Here is a 23,577-nt window from a genome sequence, read left to right as displayed (position 1 = left end):
CAGCAGGCTTGTTCGCCGCGGCCATTGGCTTCGTGAAGCTCCTTTCCGCCGTCATGTAGGGGCCGACATGGACCCGCGCCCGCTCGCGCCCTAGAATGGCGCAGCGCGCGAGAGTGGCGGAATTGGTAGACGCACCAGATTTAGGTTCTGACGGGGCAACCCGTGCGGGTTCGAGTCCCGCCTCTCGCACCACCACGCAGCATTCCTTTACCCGTCGAGCTTCTCTGTGCCGGCGAACGTGTTGGGGAACTCAGTTCCGGCAGCCGCCCAGCAGGTCGAGCCCTGGCTCGTACACGGTCGTCTTCGTGCCGAAGAACCCCAGCAGCGTATGGAACAGGTTGTCCTGGCTCGCAGGTTGCGTGCGTCGCTTGTCCATGCAATCCAGTCGCACACCGTTGTCGCGCACCCAGCCCGGCGACAGCCACATCAGCATCGGGATGTGCTTTTGCTGCGTGGGCGCCGTGGCCCAATCCGCGCCGTGCAGGTAGATGTCGTTCTCGCCAAGCGATTCGCCGTGGTCGGAGAGGTACATCATCGCGCTGTCGATCTCAGGAGCCGCCTTCAACGCATCTACGACCTTGCCGAGGATGTGGTCGGTATAGAGGATGGTGTTGTCGTAGTTCGCCACCGTCTGCGCATACGTGCAGGTTTGCACCTCTGCCGTGTCGCAGCCCGGGCCAAATACGGCGAATGCCTTCGGGTAACGCTGGAAATAAGTGGGGCCGTGACTTCCCTTCAGGTGCAGCACCAGCAGCGCAGGCGACCGCATGCGCGCCAGGCGTTCGGGCAGGTCGGTGAGCAGCACATCGTCGAAGCAGCCGTCCGCATCGCACAGGCCGTCGATCTTCGCGTCCGTCAGGTCGTCGTTGGGCACGCGCAAGCAGACGCCCTTGCAGCCTTCGTCGTTGTCACGCCAGTACACGTCAACGCCGGCGTGTTGAAGCACGTCGAGGGCGTTCCAGCGTGCTTTCGCCGTGGGCTTGTCGAACTTCTCGCGTGTCATGTTCGAGAACATGCAAGGCACCGACACGGTCGTTGCCGTGCCGCATGACCACGCATCGCTGAAGTAGATGGCGCCCGCCCGCTTCATTTCCGGGTTCGTCTCGCGGCCGTATCCCTGCAGCGACTGGTTCTCCGCACGCGCGGTCTCCCCCACCACGAGAACGACCACGCGTTTTCGCGCGGCCACCGCGGCCGAGGGACCGAGCGTGGCATCCGTGCCGATCGGCGTCATGGTCGCTTTGCGGTGAAACACGTCGCGTTGCAGGTAGTGAAACGTGCCGCTAAGCGCGGCGTAGGGGTTGAAGACATCGTACATCCCGCGATGATTGCGCTCGAAGTACACGTAGCTGCGCCCCGCCACCAGCGGCGGCAGGACCATCAAGCCTACGGCGCCGAGCACGATCACCGCGCGCCATCCGAGAAGCCGCCACTTCGGCATGAAACGCAAGGGCACCAGCAGCACGATCGCCGCCGGCAGAACGCCGAACAGGGCGATCCAGCGCACCGCATCGCCGGTAATCAACGCTGCCGCCTCCGCACGCTGCGTCTCGAAGATGCTCTGGACGATCTCGTCGTTCAAGCGCACGCCGAAGGTCTGCGCGTAGTACGCACTGGCCGCCGATATGAGAATCAATGCCGCCAGCAACGGCTTGCCGACGCGGGGCCACGTGACGAGCGCCAGGATGAGGACGAGATTCCCGACGAGCCGACAGCAAACGGTCACACTCAGCGTCCAGAACCCTTCCATGTTCCGCGACGCGGACAGCGCCTCATGCAGCTCGGACCAGAGACTGCGATTGAGTGCGGCGAGGATATAGACGGCGACGACGGCGCCCAGCAGCACGGCTGGCAGCGCTTTTCTTCCGTGACCGTCGGCCACGTTGTCTCGGATGCTCATGTCGGGCCCTGTTGGCCCGGCGAATTCGCGAGCGCGTAAAAGAGCGGAGGTTACACGTGCAACATCTTCGTCACAATCGGCTTTCGCCGCGCTGTCGCATGCAGGACGCGGTCCTGCGGAGGGCAAACCCGGTCGACGCGACGCATAAAAAAAGACCCGGAGTTCTCCGGGTCTTTCGTATTGGTGGGCCGTGTAAGATTCGAACTTACGACCAATTGATTAAGAGTCAACTGCTCTACCAACTGAGCTAACGGCCCGTTTGAAACTCGCGTTGTAAGTGGGGTGGACGATGGGACTCGAACCCACGACATCCGGAATCACAATCCGGTACTCTAACCAGCTGAGCTACGCCCACCATAAAACGTCAATTGGCGCGCCCGACAGGAATCGAACCTGCAACCGTCGGCTTAGAAGGCCGATGCTCTATCCGGTTGAGCTACAGGCGCAGGCACTGTACGTAGAACGCCAACTGGTCGGGGCAGAGGGATTCGAACCCCCGACATCCAGCTCCCAAAGCTGGCGCTCTACCAGACTGAGCTATACCCCGAAACTTCAAGCAACATCCCGATACTACCGGGGTGAAGCCTTCAAATGTTACGGGTCAAAGCAAAGCCCGTCAATCCGTATGAACACACCACACTTTCCATACCACTTTAAAGATGGTGCGCCCGGAGAGATTCGAACTCCCGACCACCAAGTTCGTAGCCTGGTACTCTATCCAACTGAGCTACGGGCGCACACTTTAAACCGTTGACCTGGAGACTATCGCCGTGAGGCGTTAGCGCCGTGTCGAGAAGCGGAATTATTCAGATATCCGGCGTGGGCGTCAACACTTTTTGCATCTTTTTTTTTCGCGAATCGGTAACAACGCTGCAAATAGCGGCAACTGGGCGAAGCCTATCGCGGCTGAAGGCGCTCCCACAGGGAAGAAAAAGGGCGGCCTTGCGGCCGCCCTTTCGTCTTACAACTGCGTGGCTGGCTTGCCGACCTTGTCGGGTGCCGAGCCTGCGTCGCCCCTGGGAGGTGACGGCGGCGTGGAGCCAGGCTTCTGCCAGTCGGCCGGCGGGCCCGGCTCACGGCCATTCATGATGTCGTCGATCTGGCGCGCGTCGATCGTCTCGTACTGCAAGAGCGTCTCGGCCATCACGTGCAGCTTGTCGATGTTGGTGGTGAGCAATTCCTTGCTGCGCGCGTATGCGCGGTCGAGGATGGTGCGCACCACTTCGTCGATCTTGCGTGCGGTTTCGTTCGACACGCTCTTGTGCTGCGTGACCGAGCGACCGATGAAGACCTCGTCTTCCTCTTCGCCGTAGGTAACGGGACCCAGCTCGTCGGACAGACCCCACTTGGTGGCCATGTTGCGCGCCATCTTCGTTGCGCGCTCGATGTCGTTCGACGCACCGGTGGTGACCTTGTCGTGGCCGAAGATGAGTTCTTCCGCCACGCGTCCGCCGTAGAGCGAGCAAAGCTGCGATTCGATCGCCACCTTGTTCATGCTGTAGCGGTCGCCTTCCGGCAGGTACATCGTGACGCCCAGCGCGCGGCCGCGCGGGATGATGGTGACCTTGTAGACGGGATCGTGCTCGGGCACCAGACGGCCGATGATGGCGTGGCCCGCCTCGTGGTAAGCGGTAAGGCGCTTCTCTTCGTCGTTCATGGCCATCGAGCGGCGCTCGGCACCCATGAGGATCTTGTCGCGTGCGCGGTCCATGTGGCTCATGCGCACTTCGCGGGCATTCTCGCGGGCGGCGAAGAGCGCGGCCTCGTTCACGAGGTTGGCGAGGTCGGCACCCGAGAAGCCCGGCGTACCGCGCGCGATGGTCATGGCGTCCACGTCGGCGGACGTGGGCACCTTGCGCATGTGCACCTTGAGGATCTGCTCGCGCCCCTTCACGTCCGGCAGGCCGACCACCACCTGGCGGTCGAAACGGCCCGGACGCAGCAGCGCGGGATCGAGCACATCAGGGCGGTTCGTGGCCGCGATGACGATGATGCCCTCGGTGCCTTCGAAACCGTCCATCTCGACCAGCAGCTGGTTCAGCGTCTGCTCGCGCTCGTCGTGACCGCCGCCCATGCCGGCGCCGCGATGGCGGCCGACGGCGTCGATCTCGTCGATGAAGATGATGCAGGGCGCGTGCTTCTTCGCCTGCTCGAACATGTCGCGCACGCGGCTGGCGCCGACGCCCACGAACATCTCGACGAAGTCGGAACCCGAGATCGAGAAGAACGGCACCTTGGCTTCGCCGGCGATGGCCTTGGCGAGGAGCGTCTTACCGGTACCCGGAGGACCGACCATGAGCACGCCACGGGGAATCTTGCCGCCGAGCTTCTGGAACTTGCCGGGATCGCGGAGGAATTCGACGAGTTCGCCGACTTCTTCCTTGGCCTCGTCGCAGCCCGCGACGTCGTTGAAGTTGACCTTGACCTGGTCTTCGCCTTGCAGCTTGGCGCGGGAGCGGCCGAAGCTCATGGCGCCACGGCCGCCGGAGCCCGCCTGCATCTGCCGCATGAACCAGATCAGCACGGCCACGAAGATGATGATGGGCAGCCAGTTGAACAGCAGGCCGATGAGCGAGAAGCCGTTGTCGGCGGGCTCCTGGCGCAGCTCCACGCCCTTGTCGCGCATCGTCTTCACGAGGTCGCTGGTGGAGAGGCCCACCACCGGCACCACGGTGCGGTAGGAGCCGCCGTCCTTCAGCTTGCCCGTGATCGTGGGCGGCGCCGTGGAAGTGATGGTGCCGCTTGCCACGTTGCCGTTGTCCACCTGCTGGGCGAAGGTCGTGTAGGACATGTCCTGCGACGCGCCGCTGTGCGGGTTGAAGGTCTGGAATACGGTTAGCAGGACCACCGCGATGATCAGCCAGAGCAACAGGTTTTTTGCCATCTCGTTCATGCGCGGTTCTCGCCTGGTTGCCGGGACGCGGACTTGAGCCCGGTCGCCAGCGCATAGACTTCCCGCGAACGCGCGCGGGAAGCCTTCGGTTTACGCATCGTCACGCGACTGAAGTCCGCGCGCAAGTTCTTAAGGTATTCGTCGAACCCCGCCCCCTGGAACAGCTTCACGAGAAATGAACCACCGGGCTTCAGCCAGTCCAGGCTGAACTGGCGGGCCAGGTCGCAAAGGTCCATGGCGCGGATCTGGTCGGCGAGTGCCACACCCGACATATTGGGGGCCATGTCCGAGAGGACAAGATCGACCTTCTTGCCTTCCAGCCTGCTTTCCAGTTCATGCAGCACCGATTCCTCGCGGAAGTCGCCCTGCATGAAGTCGACACCAGCAAGGCCGGCCATGGGCAGGATGTCCAGGGCGATGACCTTGCCGGTGTCGCCGAGACGCTGCCGGGCCAGCTGGGACCACCCGCCCGGGGCGGCGCCCAGGTCGACGACAGTCATGCCGGGCTTGATCAGGCGGTCGCGGTCGATGAGCTCTTCGAGCTTGAATACGGCGCGCGAACGCAGGCCCTCGGCCTGGGCGCGCTTCACGTAAACGTCGTCGAAATGCTCCCGAAGCCAGCGGGAACTGCTCTTGCTGCGTGACATCGGGTGGACCCGCGGAAGAAGTGGGCAAGCCTTGCATGATACCCTTTGCCGCCTATCCGCCGCGAACCGAACCTGAACGCATGCTCTCCCCCACACAGCGCCGCTACCTGCGCAGCCTTGCCCACGACCTCCGCCCCGTGATCCTCCTGGGCAACAAGGGGGCCACCGAGGCCGTCGCCAAGGAACTCGGCCAGGCCCTCGACATCCACGAGCTGGTGAAGGTGAAGCTTTCCGGGGGCGACAAGGACGAGCGCCAGGAGCAGATCGCCTTCCTCACCGGCCAGACCGGTGCCGAAACCGTCCAGGAAATCGGCCACGTCGTGGTCCTGTTCCGTCGCAACGAACAGGATCCGAAGCTCGCCCTGCCCCGGTAACGCCCATGGACCTGTCCTTCGAACATCCCGGCGACTACCTCTTCGTGCGCCGCGTGGGCGCCGGTACGGTCACCGTGGTCGACCGGGACTTCCACAGGAGCATCCTGCTGACTCCGCAACAGGTGGTCGAGGACTGGGACGTCAAAAGCGCCGCCGACCTGACCCTGGCCGACGTCGAGAAGATCGCCGGCCTCCAGCCCGAACTTGTCCTGCTGGGCACCGGCGAACGCCAGGTATTTCCGCCGGCCGAGGTCATGGCCGGCTTCCTCCGCCGCGGCATCGGCATCGAAGCGATGACCAATGGCTCGGCGGCGCGTACTTATAGCCTGCTTGCCGGCGAGGGCCGAAAAGTCCTGGCGGCGTTCATCCTTCCCTGAAGGGAGCACTCATGCGCATCCTCGTCCTGGGCGCCGGCGGCACCGGCGGGTACTTCGGCGGACGGCTGGCCCAGGCGGGCCTGGACGTCACCTTCCTGGTCCGTCCGGATCGCGCGCGGGTGCTGGATGAGAAAGGACTGGTGATCGTCAGTCCGTTCGGCGACGCCACACTGCGGGTGAAGCACGTGCTGGCCGAGACGGTGGCCGATCAGGCGCCGTTCGACCTGGTGCTGCTTTCGAGCAAGGCCTACGACCTGCATTCGGCGGTCGAGGCAATCGATCCGGCCGTGGGCGAACACACGGCGGTGTTGCCGATTCTCAACGGCCTGGCCCACTACCCTTTGCTCGACAACCGCTTCGGTCCGGACCGGGTGCTGGGTGGCTTGTGCGTCATCAGCGCGGCGAAGGGCCCGAACGGCGAGATCATCCATTTCGGTAACGGCGCCTCGATCACTTTCGGTGAACGGGATGGCCGTGAACACGCCGGCCGCTGTGCCGCCATCGCGCACGCCTTCGCCGCCGCGAAGGTCGACCACACGCATTCGAACGACATCCTGCGGGATCTCTGGGCGAAGTTCGCCTTCCTCGCCACGCTGGCGGGTAGCACCTGCCTCGTCCGCGCAAGCGTGGGCGATATCGTCGCCACCAACGACGGACGGCAACTCATCGAGCGCATGTACGAAGAGTGCCTGACCGTGGCACGCGCCTCGGGCCACCCCGTGCCCGACAATGCCCGCGCCTTCGCCTGGAAGACGCTGACGCAGGAAGGATCTCCCCTCACGGCATCGATGCTGCGCGACCTTGAAAGCGGGCAGCGCATCGAATCCGACCACATCGTGGGCGACATGCTGCACCGCGCGCGGGATGCGGGCGTGCCCGCGCCGTTGCTGGAGGTGGCGTTCGCACACCTGCAGGCGTTCGAGATCCGCCAGAAGCGCGAAGCCTGACTATCCGTAACCGGCTATGCCGCCGCGAGCACCCATCGCCGCTGAAGCGGCTCCCACAGGTACCTCACGCGAAGCCTGACCAATTGTGGGAGCCGGCTATGCCGGCGATTCCGCGGCAGAGGAGGCCTCCGCTACCCCGCTAGCACCCATCGCCGCTGAAGCGGCTCCCACAGGGCTCCTCAACGGGGGGGCAGGAATTGCAGCGGGTCGACCGGGTTGCCGTCGCGGCGGATCTGGAACTGAAGCTCGTCCCTCGTGGCGCCCGTGGAGCCCATTTCGGCCACGCTCTGCCCCGCCTTCACCTTCTCGCCTTCCTTCACCAGGCGCTTCCGGTTGTGGCCGTATGCCGAGAGGAAGCTGTCGCTGTGCTTGATGATGACGAGTTCGCCGTAGCCCACCAGGCCGTTGCCGCTGTAGACCACCACGCCGTCGGCGGCCGCGCGCACCGGGTCGCCCGCCTTGCCGCCCACTTCGATCCCGGGAATCGCGTCGCCGGATGAGAATTTCTTCAGCAGCGCCCCATCGGCAGGCCAACGCCACGCGATACCACCGACGCTGCGGGTGGCGCCCTTTTCCACGATGGGCGTGGACGCCGGCGGGTTCTCGACGGGTGCCGGCGGCTGGCTGGCTGGTGCCGTGGGAACCGGAGGTGGCGGAACGATCGATTCGGCCGGCTTGCCGGCGACGACTACCGGCGTATTCGTCGTGGTCGCGGGGGCGGGCACGGCCGGCGGGGTCGCTTCCGCCTCGGTGACGGGCGCGAAGCCAGGCTGCGAGGAAGGACTGGGTTGTGCCGGATGCCCGGTCGGTGGCGGCGTTGCCGGCACGGGCGCCGGCACGGCGGCAACGGTGGGCGCCACATGCGCCGGCGCCGGCGCCGTTTTCGTGCTGTCGTGCCCCGACGGCGAAAGCCGCAGGTCCTGGCCGGGCCAGATCGTGTAAGGCGACGCGATGCCGTTCCAGCTCGCGAGGTCGCGGAAATCCACCTTGTTGCGGAAGGCGATGCTGTAGAGCGTGTCGCCCTTCATCACGCGGTAGCTGCCACCCGGCGGCGGTGCCGGCGTGGACGACCGCGCCGTCGTGTAGCTTCCCGGGCTGCGCGTGACCACCACCGAACTGCGCGGTGCGAGGTCGCAACCGACGAGCAGGACGCTTGCCGCCAGCATGGTCAGCAAGACGGGCGGACGGGTCACGAGCATCGCGGATCTCCCTTCACGGTCACTCATCGCAACAGGAACCACCAGGCGGCAAGCAGGATGAGGGCTACGATAACAGCCCAACCTATCCACTCGATGTGTTTGCGCAGCATCTGCTCCGCACGTTCGCCGAAGATGCGTACGAGGAGCGCCAGCAGCCACACCCGTTTGCCGCGCCCGATAAGCATGCAGAGCAGGAACGGCAGCAGCGGCACCCCCACGATGCCCGAGGCCCAGGTGACGAACTTCATCGGCACCACCGGCTGCAACGCGGCCATGGCGAGCACGATGTAGAGACCCAGCGAGTGGGCCTGCATGTCCCGCTGCAGGTTCTCCACGCCCTTCTGGATGGGCGCCAGCAGGTGCATCGACTCGAGCAACGGCTTCAGCGCTTCGTACGCGTAGTGGCCGAGGCCATAGCCGACAAGCGAGCCGAGCAGCGAGAACAGCAGGCTCCAATTGGCGAAACGGAACGCCTTGCGCGGCTGCGCCAGCATCATCGGCGCCAGCATCACTTCGGGCATCACCGGGAAGATGAACGCCTCGACGAAGGAAAGTACCGCGAGGTAGCGGACCGCATGGCGATGGCGGGCCCAGACGATGGCGCGCTCGTACAGCGAAGCGAACATCCGCATTCAGCGGGTTTCCTTGTAATAGAGGGGTGTCATCCAATGCCGCCAAGCAGCGGAACGAAGCTCACGGGGCCGAGGTCTTCGCGATGGATCTTGCCGTCGTCGTCCTTGCGCATGCGCACGAGTACCTGTTGGCTGGGGCTGCCCACGGGGGCAACGAGCACGCCGCCCGGCTTGAGCTGGTCGAACAGGGCCGTGGGCACGCGATCGCCCGCGGCGGTAAGGATGATGGCGTCGAACGGTGCATCCGATTCCCAACCGAGCTTGCCGTCGTCGTGCCGCGAGCGCAGGTTCGCGATGCCCAGCTGGCGGAAACGGCGGCGTGCCTGGCGCAGGAGTTCCTCGATCCGTTCGACGGTGTAGACCGTCGGCACGATGCCGGCCAGCACCGCGGCCTGGTACCCCGAGCCCGTGCCGATCTCGAGGACACGCTCCGGGATGCCGTGTTCGATCAGGGCTTCTGTCATGCGCGCCACGATCCACGGCTGGGAGATGGTCTGGCCGTGGCCGATGGGAAGCGCGGTGTTCTCATAGGCACGCGAGTGCAGCGCCTGGTCGATGAAATGGTGGCGCGGCAACTGGCGGATCACCTCCAGCACCCGCTCGTCGCGGATGCCCTCTTCCATGAGCTTGGCCACCAGCCGGTCGCGGGCGCGTTGCGAGGTCATGCCTTCGCCGCGCAAGGCGGAGGGTGGAAGCGCGTGCATGTTCACCATGTCAGGCCGCCTCCTCGTCGTCCATGGCCGCCGAAAGCGACAGCATCCAGCTGCTGACCTTTTCCAGCGCCTGGTAGCGCGTGAGGTCGGTATGGATCGGTGTGACGGAGACGTATCCGCGGCGTACCGCGTCTATGTCGGTACCTGGGCCATCGTCGTCGATGTCGCCCGGCGGTCCGATCCACCACATGGCGCGGCCGCGAGGATCGGCCGTGCGGATGGCCGGCGCGGACCGGTGCCGCTTGCCGAGCCGCGTGACCTCGAAGCCGCGCACCTGCTCCCACGCCAGGTCCGGCACATTCACATTGAGAATGGTGTCGGCCGGCAGGGGATCGACGATGAGGCGCCGCATGAGCATCAGCACCGCGGTTGCGGCCGTGTCGAAATGGCGGCCGGAACCTTCCTGCGTGACCAGCGACACGGCGATGGCGGGAAGACCGAGGAAGCGCCCTTCCATCGCGGCGGACACGGTGCCCGAATAGATGACGTCGTCGCCGAGGTTGGCGGCGTTGTTGATACCGGACACGACGATGTCCGTCTCGTGGTCGAGCAGACCGGAAAGCGCAAGGTGCACGCAATCCGTCGGCGTGCCCGCGACGCGATAGGCACCGCTTTCCAGCCGCTGCACACGGATGGGTGCATCGAGGGTGAGCGAATTGCTCGCGCCGGAGCGGTCGCGATCGGGAGCGACGACCGTCACCGTGCCGAACTCGGCCAGACGCTCGGCCAGCACCTGGATGCCAGGGGCCTCCACGCCGTCGTCGTTGCTAACCAGAACTTGCATGCTGATCCAGATCGAAAAACGGGCGGGGCGACCCCAATTCGAAGGAGCCGCCCGACCCTCCAAGTCTACCGGAGCGGGCAGCGGGATTCACGGAACGGACACGGAAGCCGGTGCGACCGCCGTCACGGCACCGCCACGACTTCCACCGACGGTTCCCTTAGGATGCAGACATGACGCGACGCCCGCCCAAGGTGCACGACGACGACAGCCGCCTCTTCCGCGAGGCGATCGGCGAGGTCCGCCTCATGCAGCCGGCCGAGGTCGTGCCCGGAAAGCCGAAACCGGCGCCGCATCCGCACATGCGGGAAGCCGACGAGGCCGCCGTCCCTGCCGACTCCCTGCTGTTCGAATACGATCCCGCCGATCTCGAGGTCGGCGAGGAATTGTCGTACCTGCGCGATGGCTACCCACCGCGCCTGCTGAAGCAATTGAAGCGCGGCCAGTTCAGCATCCAGGCCGACGTGGACCTGCACCAGATGAATGCGGCGGCCGCGCAGCTCACCATCGCCGAATTCCTCGCCGAATGCCGGCACGATGGCATCCGCTGCGTGCGGATCATCCACGGCAAGGGCCTTCGCTCCAAGGCCGCCGGACCCGTGTTGAAAGGGCTGACGGACCGCTTGCTGAGACGGCGCGACGACGTGGTGGCGTTTGCTTCGGCGCGGCCGATGCAAGGCGGCACCGGCGCGGTGGTGGTATTGCTGAAAGCCTGAGGGGCTGATTTCGCCGCTGAAGCGGCTCCCACACAGAGCCCCTGTGGGAGCCGCTTCAGCGGCGATGGTTACAGGGTCACCGCCAGTTCTCGGATCACCGTGGTGGCATAGGCACCCGCTGGGAGCCCGAACGACACTTCCAGCGCATCGGCTTCCACCCAGCGCCACGCCAAATCGCGCGGCAGCAGCCGCAGCGCACGCCGCTCCTGATCCATCCGCGCATCCGCGAGCCCTTGGGCAAGATCGTCGTCGCGCGCCGCGACGGCCCGCTCCAGTTCACCGGCGGCACCGGCGGCGGGCGTGTCGCCGCGCCCCCACAGCGGTCCGGACGGATGGATATCGAAACGCGCGAGCCTTTCCGCGAGCGTGTCATTGAAGCCTTCCGGGCCGAACCACGAGCGCGAACCTTCCAGCGCCCAGATTTCGCCGTCCATCGGCGCGTCCCACGTACCCGCCGCGACACGCTCCGCGAGTACGCCGTTGAAGATGTGCGAACGCGCCGCCGAGAGCAGGATCGAGCGCTTGTCGCGATCGACCCGTCGACCTCCGAACATCGCCCGCGCCTGCGCGACATTGCCGCCGCCGAGGCCGAAGCGCTGCTCGCCGAAATAATTGGGCACGCCGCGGGCCGCGATGGCGGCGAGACGCGCTTCGGCTTCGGTACGATCGCCCTCGATCTCGCGCAACACCAGCACGAAGCGATTGCCGCGCAATGCACCACGCTTCAGCTTGCGCGAGTGCCGTCCCAGGGAACGGATCGACACCTCGGCATGCGGAAACGCCGACCAGTCCGGGTCCGCTTTCCCCGGCAGCTGCACCGTGAAGGCCTGTCGCGTCACCGCGTGCCGGTCCTTCAGACCCGCATAGCCGACGTTCATCGGTGCCGTACCCGCGAACCGGGCCAGCTCGCGCGCCACCCAGTCGGTATTCGCGCCGCGCTTTTCCACCACCAGGAACGCGTGCTCGCCCGTGCCGTCAGGCTCGTAGCCGAGCACTTCCTCGACGAAGAAATCCTCGGGCGCGGCACGCAGACGAGCGCGCAGCGGCGGTGCGCCAAAGGCGAAGGGAAGCTCGGTGTCGCTCATGGAAAACCCTACAGCAGGAACAGCGTGGCGAGGCCGAGGAAGATGAAGAACCCCCCGCTATCGGTCATCGCCGTGATGAGCACGCTGGAGCCTAGCGCCGGATCGCGCCCGAGCTTCGTCATCAGCATGGGAATGCCCACGCCCATGAAGGCCGCGAGGAGGAGGTTCAGCGTCATGGCCGCGGTCATCACCGCACCCAGGGAAATGCTGCCGTAAAGCATCCAGGCCACCAGGCCGATGGCGCCGCCCCAGACGATGCCGTTGACCAGCGCGACGGCCAGTTCCTTCCGCCACAGGCGCCGCGCCTGCGACACGCCGATCTGCTCGAGTGCCATGGCCCGCACGATCATCGTGATGGTCTGGTTGCCCGAGTTACCACCGATGCCGGCGACGATCGGCATGAGCGCCGCCAGGGCCACCAGTTTCTCGATGGAATGTTCGAACAGGCCGATGACGCGCGAGGCGATGAAGGCGGTGATCAGATTGATCGCCAGCCATGCCCAGCGGTTACGCACGGATTTCCACACGGAAGCGAAGATGTCTTCTTCTTCGCGCAGACCGCCCCGGGACAAGGCCTCCGTTTCGCTCTCCTCGCGGATGAAGTCGAGCATGGCATCGACCGCGATGCGGCCGATGAGCCGCTGCTGGCTGTCGACCACGGGCGCGGTCACGAGGTCGTAGCGTTCGAAGGCCTGCGCCACGTCATAGGCATCGTCTTCCGGATGGAACGTGTTGACGTCCGGCGCCATGATCTCGTTGACCATTCGTTCCGGCGGGTTCACCAGCAACCAATGCAGCGGCAGCACGCCGGTGAGCACGTTGTCCGCGTTCACGACGAAGAGCTTGTCGGTCTGCGCGGGCAGTTCGTCGAACCGGCGCAGGTAGCGCAGCACCACCTCGAGGCTGATGTCCTCGCGGATGGTGACCATATCGAAGTCCATCAGTGCGCCGACCTGGTCGTCCTCGTAGGACATGGCCGCCTGCACGCGCTCGCGCTCCTGCGCGTCGAGGCTGGCCATCAGCTCCGGCAGCACTTCGGTCGGCAGGTCGTCGACCAGGTCGGCCAGCTCGTCGGCGTCGAGGGGTTCGACGGCGGCAAGGATCTCGCGGTCGTCCATGTCCGCGATCAGCGATTCGCGGACGGAATCCGAAACCTCGAGCAGGATGTCGCCGTCCTGGTCCGAGCGCACGCGCTGCCAGACGGCGAGGCGGTCTTCGAGCGGCAGCGATTCGAGGACGTCGGCGAGGTCGGCGGGATGCAGTTCGTCCAGGCGCGCCTGCAATTCCGCATCGGTTGCCTGCAACGCGGCTTCATCGCCGTCCGGTGCGGCGCCGGCGAAGGCAAGCAGGTCTTCCCGGCGGCGCAGCAGGTCGGTGATCGCCTCCAGCCTGTCGTGCAGGCGGGGCGTGGACGCGCGTGGTTCGACCTCGCTCATGTGCGCAGGACCAGGACCGTGGCGAGCGCCGCGATACCTTCCCGCCGCCCAGTGAAACCGAGGGTCTCGGTGGTGGTGGCCTTGATGCTGATGCGTTCGATGTCCACGTCCAGGTCCGCCGCGATGGCCTCGCGCATCGCCTGCGCGTGCGGGCCGACCTTCGGCGCCTCGCAGATCACGGTGATGTCGGCATTGCCCAGTTCGTAGCCGCGCTCGGCCAGCATGCCAGCCACCGCGCGCACGAAACGACGGCTGTCCGCCCCGCGCCACGTGTCGTCGGAGGGAGGAAAGTGCTTGCCGATATCGCCCAGCGCCAGCGCGCCGAGCAGCGCGTCGCACAGCGCATGCAGCACCACGTCGCCATCGGAATGCGCCAGCACGCCTCGCGTGTGCGGTACGCGCACGCCACCCAGCATCACGTGGTCGCCTTCGCCGAACGCGTGGACGTCGAATCCCTGGCCGATGCGCATTACCCGATTCTCCCTAGAAGGAACTCCGCCAGTGCGAAATCGGCCGGCGTGGTCACCTTGATGTTGTCTTCCGAGCCTTCCACCAGCAACGGCGCCACGCCGAGCCGTTCCATCGCCATCGCCTCGTCGCTCACCACGATACCGGCTTCACCGGCAAGGCGAAGTGCACGAACCAGCGGCCCGCGCCGGAACATCTGCGGCGTGAACGCCCGCCAGCGACCCTCGCGCGGTTCGGTGTCGATGCTGTGACACGCGGCATCCGCGCGCTTGAGGGTATCGCGCAACGGCGCACCCAGGAGACCGCCCTCCCCCTGCCCCGCCAGTTCCACGAGACGCGCGATGTCGGCTGCGCGCACGCAGGGCCGTGCGGCGTCATGCACCAGCACGAAATCCCGGTCGCCCACCGAGGGTGGCAGCGCCAGCAGACCCGCCAATACCGAATCGCTGCGCTCGCCGCCGCCGACGGTGACCACGAGGGGTTTGCCGCCGACGTTGTCCATGGCCGCGAAATGCCGGTCGTCCGCCGCGATGGCCACGACCAGGCCCGCGATCAGCGGATGGGCGGCGAGGCGCTCGAGCGTGTGCTCGATCATCGGCCGCCCGCCGATGGCCTGGTATTGCTTCGGCCGGTCGCCGCCTGCGCGGACGCCTTTTCCGGCGGCCGGCAGGACACACCACAGGGCGTCCATCACTGGCCGCCGGGGGCGACGGGCGGCGGCGGCGGGGCGCTGGTGGCGGCACCCGGTTCCACCACCTGGTAGAAGGTTTCGCCTGGCTTGATCAGGCCCAGTTCCTGCCGCGCGCGCGCCTCGGTGGCCTGCTCGCCGTGCTTGAGGTCTTCCACGTCCGCCGCCAGCGCCTGGTTCCGCTTCTGCAGTCCCGCGTTTTCCTCGGTCTGTTTCCTGACCGATTCGCGCAGGGATTCGACCTCGGCCATGCCCCCACCGCCGACCCACAGCTTCAGCTGGAGGGCGATGAGGACAATGACGAGGATCAGGCCGACCCAGCGCAGGATGGCGGCGTTACTCAAGGCGGGACTCAGCCAGGCAGCTTCGACAGGCTCGGGAACGCCTGGCGACCCGCGTACTTCGCCTTGCCGCCCAGGGCTTCCTCGATGCGCAGCAGCTGGTTGTACTTGGCCACGCGATCGGTGCGGCACAGCGAGCCGGTCTTGATCTGCGTGGCCGTGGTCGCCACGGCGATGTCGGAGATGGTGGTGTCCTCGGTTTCGCCCGAGCGATGCGACACGATGGCCGCGTACTTCGCGCGATCGGCCATGGCGATGGCTTCCAGCGTCTCGGTGAGCGTGCCGATCTGGTTGACCTTGATCAGGATGGCGTTGGCGATCTTCTTGTCGATGCCTTCCTGGAAGATCTTCGGATTGGTCACGAAGAGATCGTCGCCGACGAGCTGGATGCCTTCGCCGATGGCTTTCGTGAGATGGGCCCAGCCCGTCCAGTCGCCTTCGGCCATGCCATCCTCGATCGTGACGATCGGGTACTGCTTGGACCACGACGCCAACGTGTCGACCCACTGTTCCGGCGTGAAGACCTTGCCCTCGCCTTCGAGGTCGTACTTGCCGTCCTTGAAGAACTCGGAGCTGGCCACGTCGAGGCCGAGCAGGATGTCGCTACCCACCTTGTAACCGGCCTTGTTCACGGCCTCGAGGATGGTGTCGAGCGCTTCCACGTTGGACTTCAGGTTCGGGGCGAAGCCGCCCTCGTCGCCCACGGCCGTATTGAGACCGCGGCCCTTCAGCACCGACTTCAACGCGTGGAAGATCTCGGCACCGTAGCGCAGCGCTTCGGCGAAGGTCGGCGCGCCTACCGGCAGCACCATGAATTCCTGCACGTCGACGTTGTTGTCGGCGTGTGCGCCGCCGTTGATGATGTTCATCATCGGCACGGGCAACGAACCGCCGCCGTCCACCATCAGATACTGCCACAGCGCTTGCTTGCGCGACGCGGCCACGGCGTGCGCGGCGGCCATGGAAACGCCGAGCAAGGCGTTCGCGCCCAGCTTGCCCTTGTTGTCGGTGCCGTCGAGCGCGATGAGCTTCGCGTCGAGGCCCTTCTGGTCCGCCGCGTCGAAACCGCCGAGGGCCTTCGCGATCGTGGTGTTCACGTTCGCCACCGCGTTCTTCACGCCCTTGCCGCCGTAGCGGCTCTTGTCGCCGTCGCGCAGTTCCACGGCTTCGCGCGTGCCGGTGGACGCGCCGCTCGGGACCGCCGCACGGCCGAACGAACCGTCGGCGAGGGTGACTTCGGCCTCGAGGGTGGGATTGCCGCGGGAGTCCAGGATTTCCCGGGCGTGGATGGTGGTGATGGACGTGGTCATGCGCTTCCCGTTACGAGTTGGAATGACTGAAGAAGGTGCCGACGAGGACGAGGCCCGCGGTACCGACGAGGATGAGTGCGTTGAGGCCCAGGCCGATCGCGCCGAACGTGCGGCGGCGGTCCTGGCGGCGCAGGGCCATGAAGCCGAGGACGAGCCCCACCAGCGAGAGCGCCAGGAAGGCGCACATGACGATGCCGATGAGGCCGAACACGGACATGTGCTGCTCCGCGTCGCCGGAGGCGACCAGCAGCGCGGAAAAAGTGATGGAGGCGAGGACGACGAGGCCGGAGACGAGAGCGATGACGAAGGAGGCGATGCCGTGACCCGATTGCGGCAAGCGGGCCGCACGCTGGCGAGGGCCGCCGGCGTCGTGGATCGCGTTGTCGTCAGTCATCGAAGCCAGTCTCCCCGGGGCTTTACCGGCCCCCTGTTGGCGTGCCGGCGCGGGGCGCCGGCATCCCGTCAATCATACCGTCACCAAGGACGGCTCAGGCGTGTTTCGCGAAACCCCGGCGCTTCACGGCCTGGTCGAGTTCCATCAGGGTCTCGAGCAGCTCTTCCATCTGGTCGAGCGGCCATGCATTGGGACCGTCGCTCAGGGCCTTGGCCGGGTCGGGATGCGTCTCGGCGAAAAGCCCCGCGATGCCCACCGCCACCGCCGCGCGCGCAAGCACGGGCACGAATTCGCGCTGGCCGCCCGAGCTCGTGCCCTGCCCGCCGGGCAGCTGCACGGAGTGCGTGGCGTCGAACACCACCGGGCAACCGGTTTCGCGCATGACCGCCAGCGAGCGCATGTCGGACACGAGGTTGTTGTAGCCGAAACTCGCGCCGCGCTCGCAGACCATGATGTCGTGGTTACCCACGTCGAACGCCTTCTGCACCACGTTCTTCATGTCCCACGGGGCGAGGAACTGGCCCTTCTTGATGTTCACCGGCTTGCCGGCGCGCGCCACGTTCTGGATGAAGTCGGTCTGCCGGGCGAGGAAGGCCGGCGTCTGCAGGACGTCGACGACCGCGGCGACCTCGTTCATCGGCGTGTATTCGTGCACGTCGGTGAGGACCGGCACGCCGATCTGTTTCTTCACCGCGTCGAGCACCTTCAGGCCTTCTTCCATGCCGGGACCGCGGAAGCTGGAGCCCGACGAACGGTTGGCCTTGTCGAAGCTGGACTTGAAAATGAAATTGATGCCCAGCCGGGACGTGATTTCCTTGAGCTTGCCGGCGACATCGAGCTGCAACTGCATGGACTCGATGACGCACGGGCCGGCGATCACGAACAGGGGCTGGTCGAGACCGGCCTCGAAACCACAAAGCTTCATGCAGCGGACTCCTCGGAGCGGACGGCGAGGCGCTCGCCTTCGCGAACGGCCTTGTATTCGCGCGCGGCGCGCACGAAACCGATGAACAACGGATGGCCTTCGCGCGGGGTGGAGGTGAACTCCGGATGCGCCTGGCAGCCCAGGAACCATGGGTGCACCTGCCGCGGCAGTTCGACGATTTCCACGAGCAGGTCGTCCATCGACTTGCCGGAAATGACGAGGCCGAGGTCTTCGAAGGACTGCCGGTAACGGTTGTTGAATTCGTAGCGATGGCGGTGGCGCTCGCGGACGACGTCTTCGCCGTAGAGCTCACGCGCCAGCGTGCCGGCCTTCAGGCGGCATTCCTGCGCGCCCAGGCGCATGGTGCCGCCGAGGTCGGAGCGTTCGCTGCGCACTTCGGTCTCGCCCGCGGCGGTGGTCCACTCGGTGATGAGGGCAATGACGGGATCGGGCGTGTTGCGGTCGTTCTCGCTGGAATCGGCCTGCGGAAGACCGGCGATGTTGCGGGCGAACTCCACCACCGCGGCGTGCATGCCGTAGCAGATGCCGAAGTACGGCACGCCGGTTTCGCGCGCGAACTGGGCCGCGAGGATCTTGCCCTCGAAGCCGCGCTTGCCGAAGCCGCCGGGCACCAGGATGGCGTCGGCGTCGCCGAGCACCGCGCGAGGGCCGCGGGCCTCGACGTCTTCGGAGTCGACCCAGCGCAGGTTCACGCGGGTGGACTGCTTGATGCCGCCATGACGCAAGGCCTCGCCCAGGGACTTGTAGGCGTCCTTGTGCTCCACGTACTTGCCGACGATGGCCACGGTGACTTCGTCGCGCGGATGCTCCACGGCTTCGACCGTGCGCACCCAGCTGGAGAGGTCGGCCGGACCGGCATCGAGACCGAGGCGGCGGATGACCAGGTCGTCCAGGCCCTGCTCGTGCAGCCACATGGGCAGCTTGTAGATGACGTCCACGTCGATCGTGCTGATGACGGCGTTCTTGGGCACGTTCGTGAACAGGGCGATCTTGTGGCGCTCGCCATCGGGTAGCGGCTCTTCGCAACGGCACAGCAGCACGTCGGGCTGGATACCGATGGAGCGCAGTTCCTTCACGGAGTGCTGCGTAGGCTTGGTTTTGATTTCGCCGGCGGCCTTGATGTACGGCACCAGGGTGAGGTGCACGAACATGCACTTCTCCGGACCGTGCTCGATGCGCAGCTGGCGGATGGCCTCGAGGAAGGGCAGCGATTCGATGTCGCCGACAGTGCCGCCGATCTCCACCAGGGCCACGTCGAAGCCGCGGGTAGCCTCGTGGATGGAGTGCTTGATCTCGTCGGTGATGTGCGGGATCACCTGCACCGTGGCGCCGAGGTAGTCGCCGCGGCGCTCCTTGCGGATCACGGATTCGTAGATCTTGCCGGCGGTGATCGAATTCTTGCCGGTCAGGCGCGTGCGCACGAAGCGTTCGTAGTGGCCCAGGTCCAGGTCGGTTTCGGCACCGTCGTCGGTGACGTACACCTCGCCGTGCTGGAAGGGACTCATGGTGCCCGGATCCACGTTGATGTATGGATCGAGCTTCATCATGGTCACGGAAAGACCACGCGCCTCGAGGATGGAGGCAAGCGACGCCGCTGCGATGCCTTTCCCAAGGGAAGACACCACACCGCCGGTGACGAAAATCAGGGGAGTCATGCGAGCAGCCAGTGCTGGAAATTTGTATTTTACCTAAGCGAAGCCCCGCTCGCGAGTGTCACCTGAACGAAAAGCCCAAGTGAGGGCCACCTGGTCCCCTGTGGGAAGCGCGCTGGCGCGCGAACGGGTGTCCCGGCAAGCCTCCTTCGCGCGCCAGCGCGCTTCCCACAACGGCCTCCTTGGCCTTTTCGATACCATGGAAGGATGAGCCCCTCCCAAGTCCCCGCCCGTCTCCAGGCCCTTCGCGCCGCCATGGCCCGCGAAGGCGTCGCCGCCGTCATCGTGCCTTCGGCCGATCCCCACCTGTCCGAGTACCTCCCCGAGCGCTGGCAGGCCCGGCAGTGGTTCTCCGGGTTCACGGGTTCGGCCGGTACGCTGGTCGTCACCGCTGTCGGCGGCGGGCTGTGGACCGATTCGCGTTACTTCGCCCAGGCGGAGGCCGAACTGGCCGGCAGCGGCCTGCCCCTCATGAAGCTGAACGTGGCGCACACGCCCGAGCATGTGGCCTGGCTTGCCGCACAACTGAGCGACGGCGACGTCGTGGCCGTCGCCGCCGACAGCATCGCGGTGGCGGCGGCGGAAAGCCTCGCCCGGCGGCTGGAAGAAGCCGGCGCGACGCTCCGCACCGATCTCGACCTTCCCGCCGCCGCCTGGAGCGACCGCCCCTCCCGGCCGTCGAAGCCGGTATTCGCCCATGCGGCGCCCTTCGCCGCCGTCCCAAGGGCAGACAAGCTGCGCCACGTGCGCGCGGCCATGCGCAAGGCTGGCGCCACCCACCACCTGCTGTCGAGCCTGGACGACGTCGCCTGGCTGACGAACCTGCGCGGTGCGGACGTCGACTACAACCCGGTATTCCTCGCGCACCTCCTCATCGGCGAATCCGCGGCCACGCTTTTCGTCGACGGCGCCAAGGTTCCTCCCGAGGTGAAAGCGGCGCTTGCCGCCGATGGCATCTCGCTCGCGGACTACGCCACGGCGGGTTCGGCCATCGCCGCCCTGCCCGACGACGCGGTGCTGATGCTCGACGCTGGGCGCGTCGTCGTGGCCTTGCTCGAGGGCCTGCCGGCGTCGGTGAAGCAAGTCCGCGTGCCGAATCCGTCCACGGGCCACAAGGCCCGCAAGACGCCGGAAGAACTGGACCATATCCGCGACGTGATGCGCCGCGACGGCGCGGCGCTCGTTCGGGCCTTCCGGCGCATCGAGACCGGCCTTGCCGCAGGGGGGCCGCTCACCGAACTGGACGTGGACACCATCGTGCGCGACGCGCGGGCGGTCCAGGCCGGTTTCGTGGGCGAGAGCTTCTCCACCATCGCCGGCTACGAAGCCAACGGCGCCCTGCCGCACTACCGGGCCACCGAGGCGGGTTTCAGCCCGCTTGCCGCGAAAGGCCTGCTTCTGGTCGATTCCGGCGGGCAATATCTCGGCGGCACGACCGACATCACGCGAATGCTCGCGCTCGGCCCGGTCACCGACGAGCAGCGTCGCGACTCCACCCTGGTGCTCAAGGGCATGATCGCGCTGTCCCGCGCCCGCTTCCCCAAGGGCGCGAGCGGCCCGCAACTGGACGCGTTGGCCCGCGCCCCGCTCTGGGCCGCCGGCATGGACTTCGGTCACGGCACCGGCCATGGCGTCGGGTATTTCCTCAACGTGCATGAAGGCCCGCACGGCATCCGCCCTCCGGTGACCGGCGGCGCGCTCGTGCCACTGGAAACCGGCATGATCACGTCGATCGAGCCGGGCCTTTACAAGCCGGGACGTTACGGTATCCGTCACGAAAACCTGGCCGTGGTCACCCAGGCCGACAGCACCGAGTTCGGTGAATTCTTCGCGTTCGAAACGCTGACGCTCTGCCCATTCGACCGGCGCGGCCTGGAGCCCCGCCTCCTGGAACCGTCCGAGCGGGCCTGGCTGGACGATTACCACGCAACCGTGCGCGCGGCGCTGTCGCCGCTGCTGGACGGCGCGGATCGAGCGTGGCTCGAATGGCACTGCGCCCCCTTGTGATCGTTGTGGGAGCCGCTTCAGCGGCGATAAAACTTGCCCGCTGCCGCGGGATCGCCGCTGAAGCGGCTCCCACAGGTCATTTACCGGTCTCGGTTCCTGATACGTCTGTCCCGCAGGCTTGACCGCCCGGTGCCCTCGCCCCATCCTGCCCGGCTACGAACGAGCACCACACCCGATGAACACTCGCTACAACGCCTCAGACATCGAAGTCCTCAGTGGCCTGGACCCGGTCAAGCGCCGGCCGGGCATGTACACGGACACGTCGCGCCCGAACCACCTGGCGCAGGAAGTCATCGACAACTCCGTCGACGAGGCCCTGGCGGGCCATGCGAAGACGATCGAGGTCACGGTCTTCAACGACGGCTCGGTGGAAGTCACCGACGACGGCCGCGGCATGCCGGTCGACATCCACCCGGAAGAGAAGGTGCCGGGCGTGGAACTGATCCTCACCCGCTTGCACGCGGGCGGCAAGTTCTCGAACAAGAACTACGCGTTCTCCGGCGGCCTGCACGGCGTCGGCGTCTCGGTGGTCAACGCGCTGTCCACGCGCGTGGACGTCACCATCCGCCGTGACGGCCACGAATACCGCATGGCCTTCGCCAACGGCGACCGCGCCAGCGATCTCGAAGTGATCGGCACCGTACCGAAGAAGAAAACCGGCACCACGCTCCGGTTCTGGCCCGACCCCAAGTATTTCGACACGCCGAAGATCCTCGTCTCGAAACTGAAGCACCTGCTCCGCGCGAAGGCCGTGCTTTGTGCCGGGCTCACCGTGCGCCTGGTCGAGGAAGGCGGCGAAACCAGCGAGTGGTACTACGAGGACGGCCTGTCGGATTACCTGCGCGACGAACTGCAGGGCGCCGAAGCCCTGCCGTCGGATCTGTTCGTGAAGCACTTCGCACGCGACACCGACACGCTCGACGTCGCCCTCGCCTGGCTGCCGGAAGGCGAGCTGGTGCAGGAAAGCTACGTCAACCTCATTCCGACCGCGCAGGGCGGCACGCACGTGAACGGCCTGCGCTCCGGCCTCACCAATGCCATCCGCGAGTTCTGCGACCTGCGCAACCTGCTGCCGCGCGGCGTGAAGCTCGCGCCGGAAGACGTCTGGGAACGCCTCGCCTTCGTGCTCAGCATCAAGCTGCAGGACGCGCAGTTCGCCGGCCAGACCAAGGAGCGCCTGTCGTCGCGCAACGCGGCCGGCGTGGTCGAAGGCGTGGTGCACGATGCCTTCAGCCTCTGGTTGAACCAGCACGTCGATCTCGGCGAGAAGATCGCCCAGCTCGCCATCGAGCGCGCCAGCGCGCGCCTCAAGGCGGCAAAGCAGGTGGTGCGCAAGAAGATCACCCAGGGACCCGCCCTGCCCGGCAAGCTCGCCGACTGCGCCGCCACCGACCTCGCCCGCACCGAACTCTTCCTCGTGGAAGGCGATTCGGCGGGCGGCTCGGCCAAGCAGGCACGCGACAAGGATTTCCAGGCGATCCTTCCGCTGCGCGGCAAGATCCTCAACACCTGGGAAGTCGAATCCGGCGCCGTGCTCGCCTCGCAGGAAGTGCACGACCTGGCCGTGGCCATCGGTTGCGACCCTGGCAAGGACGATCTCTCCGGCCTGCGCTACGGCAAGGTGGTGATCCTCGCCGACGCCGACTCCGACGGCCTGCACATCGCCACCCTGCTCTCCGCGCTGTTCCTGCGCCACTTCCCCGCGCTGGTACGCGAGGGCCACGTGTTCGTGGCCATGCCTCCGCTGTTCCGCGTGGACGTGGGCAAGCAGGTGTTCTACTGCCTCGACGAGGAAGAAAAGCGCCTGATGCTCGAGAAAGTGGAACGCGAGAAAATGAAGGGCGCCGTCAGCGTCACCCGCTTCAAGGGCCTGGGTGAAATGAACCCGGCCCAGCTGCGCGAATCCACCATCCACCCGGACACGCGCCGCCTGGTGCAGCTTACCGTCGACACCGACGACGGCACGCTGAAGCTGATGGACATGCTGCTGGCGAAGAAGCGCGCCGGGGACCGGAAGCAGTGGCTCGAGGAAAAGGGCGACCTGGCGACGCTCGAGGTGTGAGCGTCGCGA

At 66.4% G+C, this 23,577-nt stretch carries 22 protein-coding genes and 6 tRNA genes; 7 read left to right on the top strand and 21 right to left on the bottom strand.

Annotated features, from left to right (window positions below; translation table 11 throughout):
- Nucleotides 1-107: 107 nt before the first annotated feature.
- Nucleotides 108-192, top strand: a tRNA-Leu gene (locus tag ACPYOD_RS10825).
- 58 nt (nucleotides 193-250) lie between these two features.
- Here ACPYOD_RS10825 and ACPYOD_RS10820 read toward each other — a convergent pair.
- The 8 genes from ACPYOD_RS10820 to rlmE all read right to left on the bottom strand — a co-directional run bounded on the left by ACPYOD_RS10820 (nucleotide 251) and on the right by rlmE (nucleotide 5,440).
- The gene (locus tag ACPYOD_RS10820) at nucleotides 251-1,900 is read right to left on the bottom strand and encodes a phosphoethanolamine transferase (protein ID WP_481301743.1); all 1,650 of its coding nucleotides are present in this window, start codon (nucleotides 1,898-1,900) and stop codon (nucleotides 251-253) included.
- Nucleotides 1,901-2,081: 181 nt separating this feature from the next.
- Nucleotides 2,082-2,157: transfer RNA gene (locus ACPYOD_RS10815), tRNA-Lys, on the bottom strand.
- A 21-nt stretch (nucleotides 2,158-2,178) separates the two neighbouring features.
- Nucleotides 2,179-2,255: transfer RNA gene (locus tag ACPYOD_RS10810), tRNA-His, on the bottom strand.
- A 14-nt stretch (nucleotides 2,256-2,269) separates the two neighbouring features.
- Nucleotides 2,270-2,346, bottom strand: a tRNA-Arg gene (locus ACPYOD_RS10805).
- A 24-nt stretch (nucleotides 2,347-2,370) separates the two neighbouring features.
- Nucleotides 2,371-2,447: transfer RNA gene (locus tag ACPYOD_RS10800), tRNA-Pro, on the bottom strand.
- Between the two features lie 113 nt (nucleotides 2,448-2,560).
- A tRNA-Arg gene (locus tag ACPYOD_RS10795) sits at nucleotides 2,561-2,637 on the bottom strand.
- Between the two features lie 224 nt (nucleotides 2,638-2,861).
- Entirely contained in the window at nucleotides 2,862-4,793 is a 1,932-nt protein-coding gene (gene ftsH, locus ACPYOD_RS10790; protein ID WP_481301742.1) for an ATP-dependent zinc metalloprotease FtsH, read from the bottom strand.
- A complete protein-coding gene (rlmE, locus tag ACPYOD_RS10785; protein ID WP_481301741.1) occupies nucleotides 4,790-5,440 on the bottom strand; it encodes a 23S rRNA (uridine(2552)-2'-O)-methyltransferase RlmE in 651 nt (216 codons plus the stop codon). Before rlmE ends, ftsH begins: the two co-directional genes overlap by 4 nt.
- An 80-nt stretch (nucleotides 5,441-5,520) precedes the next feature.
- On the opposite strand from rlmE, the gene ACPYOD_RS10780 reads away from it, so the two are divergent.
- Genes ACPYOD_RS10780 through panE form a run of 3 tightly spaced genes read left to right on the top strand, consistent with a single transcriptional unit; the run spans nucleotide 5,521 to nucleotide 7,138 of the window.
- Complete coding sequence (locus ACPYOD_RS10780; RefSeq protein WP_167023259.1) at nucleotides 5,521-5,814, top strand: YhbY family RNA-binding protein; 294 nt, start codon at nucleotides 5,521-5,523, stop codon at nucleotides 5,812-5,814.
- A gap of 5 nt (nucleotides 5,815-5,819) precedes the next feature.
- On the top strand, nucleotides 5,820-6,191 hold the full coding sequence (locus ACPYOD_RS10775) for an Mth938-like domain-containing protein (protein ID WP_481301740.1): 372 nt from the start codon (nucleotides 5,820-5,822) through the stop codon (nucleotides 6,189-6,191).
- Between the two features lie 11 nt (nucleotides 6,192-6,202).
- The gene (gene panE / locus ACPYOD_RS10770) at nucleotides 6,203-7,138 is read left to right on the top strand and encodes a 2-dehydropantoate 2-reductase (RefSeq protein WP_481301739.1); all 936 of its coding nucleotides are present in this window, start codon (nucleotides 6,203-6,205) and stop codon (nucleotides 7,136-7,138) included.
- Between the two features lie 179 nt (nucleotides 7,139-7,317).
- On the opposite strand, the gene ACPYOD_RS10765 is transcribed toward panE, so the two are convergent.
- From ACPYOD_RS10765 to surE, 4 genes are read right to left on the bottom strand one after another with little or no spacing between them, the layout of a single operon-like run.
- Nucleotides 7,318-8,337, bottom strand: a complete 1,020-nt coding sequence (locus tag ACPYOD_RS10765) for a peptidoglycan DD-metalloendopeptidase family protein (RefSeq protein WP_481301738.1) — start codon at nucleotides 8,335-8,337, stop codon at nucleotides 7,318-7,320.
- Between the two features lie 23 nt (nucleotides 8,338-8,360).
- Nucleotides 8,361-8,969 (bottom strand): YqaA family protein, encoded by a 609-nt coding sequence (locus ACPYOD_RS10760; RefSeq protein WP_481301737.1) that lies wholly within the window; start codon nucleotides 8,967-8,969, stop codon nucleotides 8,361-8,363.
- A gap of 29 nt (nucleotides 8,970-8,998) precedes the next feature.
- Nucleotides 8,999-9,682 carry a protein-L-isoaspartate(D-aspartate) O-methyltransferase gene (locus ACPYOD_RS10755; RefSeq protein ID WP_481301736.1) on the bottom strand — a complete coding sequence of 228 codons (684 nt, stop codon included), beginning with the start codon at nucleotides 9,680-9,682 and terminating at the stop codon, nucleotides 8,999-9,001.
- A 1-nt stretch (nucleotide 9,683) separates the two neighbouring features.
- The gene (surE, locus tag ACPYOD_RS10750) at nucleotides 9,684-10,466 is read right to left on the bottom strand and encodes a 5'/3'-nucleotidase SurE (RefSeq protein ID WP_481301735.1); all 783 of its coding nucleotides are present in this window, start codon (nucleotides 10,464-10,466) and stop codon (nucleotides 9,684-9,686) included.
- Nucleotides 10,467-10,636: 170 nt separating this feature from the next.
- On the opposite strand from surE, the gene ACPYOD_RS10745 reads away from it, so the two are divergent.
- Complete coding sequence (locus ACPYOD_RS10745) at nucleotides 10,637-11,179, top strand: Smr/MutS family protein (RefSeq protein WP_481301734.1); 543 nt, start codon at nucleotides 10,637-10,639, stop codon at nucleotides 11,177-11,179.
- Nucleotides 11,180-11,247: 68 nt separating this feature from the next.
- Here the strand turns inward: ACPYOD_RS10745 and truD are convergent, their stop codons facing one another.
- The 9 genes from truD to ACPYOD_RS10700 all read right to left on the bottom strand — a co-directional run bounded on the left by truD (nucleotide 11,248) and on the right by ACPYOD_RS10700 (nucleotide 19,502).
- Nucleotides 11,248-12,264 carry a tRNA pseudouridine(13) synthase TruD gene (truD, locus tag ACPYOD_RS10740; protein ID WP_481301733.1) on the bottom strand — a complete coding sequence of 339 codons (1,017 nt, stop codon included), beginning with the start codon at nucleotides 12,262-12,264 and terminating at the stop codon, nucleotides 11,248-11,250.
- A gap of 8 nt (nucleotides 12,265-12,272) precedes the next feature.
- A complete protein-coding gene (gene mgtE, locus ACPYOD_RS10735; RefSeq protein WP_481301732.1) occupies nucleotides 12,273-13,700 on the bottom strand; it encodes a magnesium transporter in 1,428 nt (475 codons plus the stop codon).
- Entirely contained in the window at nucleotides 13,697-14,170 is a 474-nt protein-coding gene (gene ispF, locus ACPYOD_RS10730) for a 2-C-methyl-D-erythritol 2,4-cyclodiphosphate synthase (RefSeq protein WP_481301731.1), read from the bottom strand. Before ispF ends, mgtE begins: the two co-directional genes overlap by 4 nt.
- Nucleotides 14,170-14,859: a 2-C-methyl-D-erythritol 4-phosphate cytidylyltransferase gene (gene ispD, locus ACPYOD_RS10725; protein WP_481301730.1), complete on the bottom strand. Its 690-nt coding sequence runs from the start codon at nucleotides 14,857-14,859 to the stop codon at nucleotides 14,170-14,172. Before ispD ends, ispF begins: the two co-directional genes overlap by 1 nt.
- Nucleotides 14,859-15,185: a cell division protein FtsB gene (gene ftsB, locus ACPYOD_RS10720; RefSeq protein ID WP_481301746.1), complete on the bottom strand. Its 327-nt coding sequence runs from the start codon at nucleotides 15,183-15,185 to the stop codon at nucleotides 14,859-14,861. Before ftsB ends, ispD begins: the two co-directional genes overlap by 1 nt.
- A gap of 23 nt (nucleotides 15,186-15,208) precedes the next feature.
- Nucleotides 15,209-16,507, bottom strand: coding sequence for a phosphopyruvate hydratase (gene eno, locus ACPYOD_RS10715; RefSeq protein ID WP_481301729.1), 1,299 nt, complete (start codon nucleotides 16,505-16,507; stop codon nucleotides 15,209-15,211).
- Nucleotides 16,508-16,517: 10 nt separating this feature from the next.
- On the bottom strand, nucleotides 16,518-16,901 hold the full coding sequence (locus tag ACPYOD_RS10710; protein ID WP_481301728.1) for a hypothetical protein: 384 nt from the start codon (nucleotides 16,899-16,901) through the stop codon (nucleotides 16,518-16,520).
- A gap of 94 nt (nucleotides 16,902-16,995) precedes the next feature.
- On the bottom strand, nucleotides 16,996-17,826 hold the full coding sequence (gene kdsA, locus ACPYOD_RS10705; RefSeq protein WP_481301727.1) for a 3-deoxy-8-phosphooctulonate synthase: 831 nt from the start codon (nucleotides 17,824-17,826) through the stop codon (nucleotides 16,996-16,998).
- Nucleotides 17,823-19,502 (bottom strand): CTP synthase, encoded by a 1,680-nt coding sequence (locus ACPYOD_RS10700; RefSeq protein WP_481301726.1) that lies wholly within the window; start codon nucleotides 19,500-19,502, stop codon nucleotides 17,823-17,825. The genes kdsA and ACPYOD_RS10700 overlap by 4 nt, the downstream gene beginning before the upstream one ends.
- Before the next feature lie 204 nt (nucleotides 19,503-19,706).
- Between ACPYOD_RS10700 and ACPYOD_RS10695 the strand changes: the two genes are divergently transcribed.
- Nucleotides 19,707-21,506, top strand: a complete 1,800-nt coding sequence (locus ACPYOD_RS10695; protein WP_481301725.1) for a M24 family metallopeptidase — start codon at nucleotides 19,707-19,709, stop codon at nucleotides 21,504-21,506.
- Between the two features lie 175 nt (nucleotides 21,507-21,681).
- Nucleotides 21,682-23,568 (top strand): DNA topoisomerase IV subunit B, encoded by a 1,887-nt coding sequence (parE, locus tag ACPYOD_RS10690; protein ID WP_481301724.1) that lies wholly within the window; start codon nucleotides 21,682-21,684, stop codon nucleotides 23,566-23,568.
- The last annotated feature ends 9 nt before the right edge of the window (nucleotides 23,569-23,577 follow it).

The sequence above is a fragment of the Luteibacter sp. HAY1-4A genome, from assembly GCF_056755355.1.
Note: the sequence above shows the minus strand (reverse complement) of the source record. Positions and strands in the feature narration are given on the sequence as shown.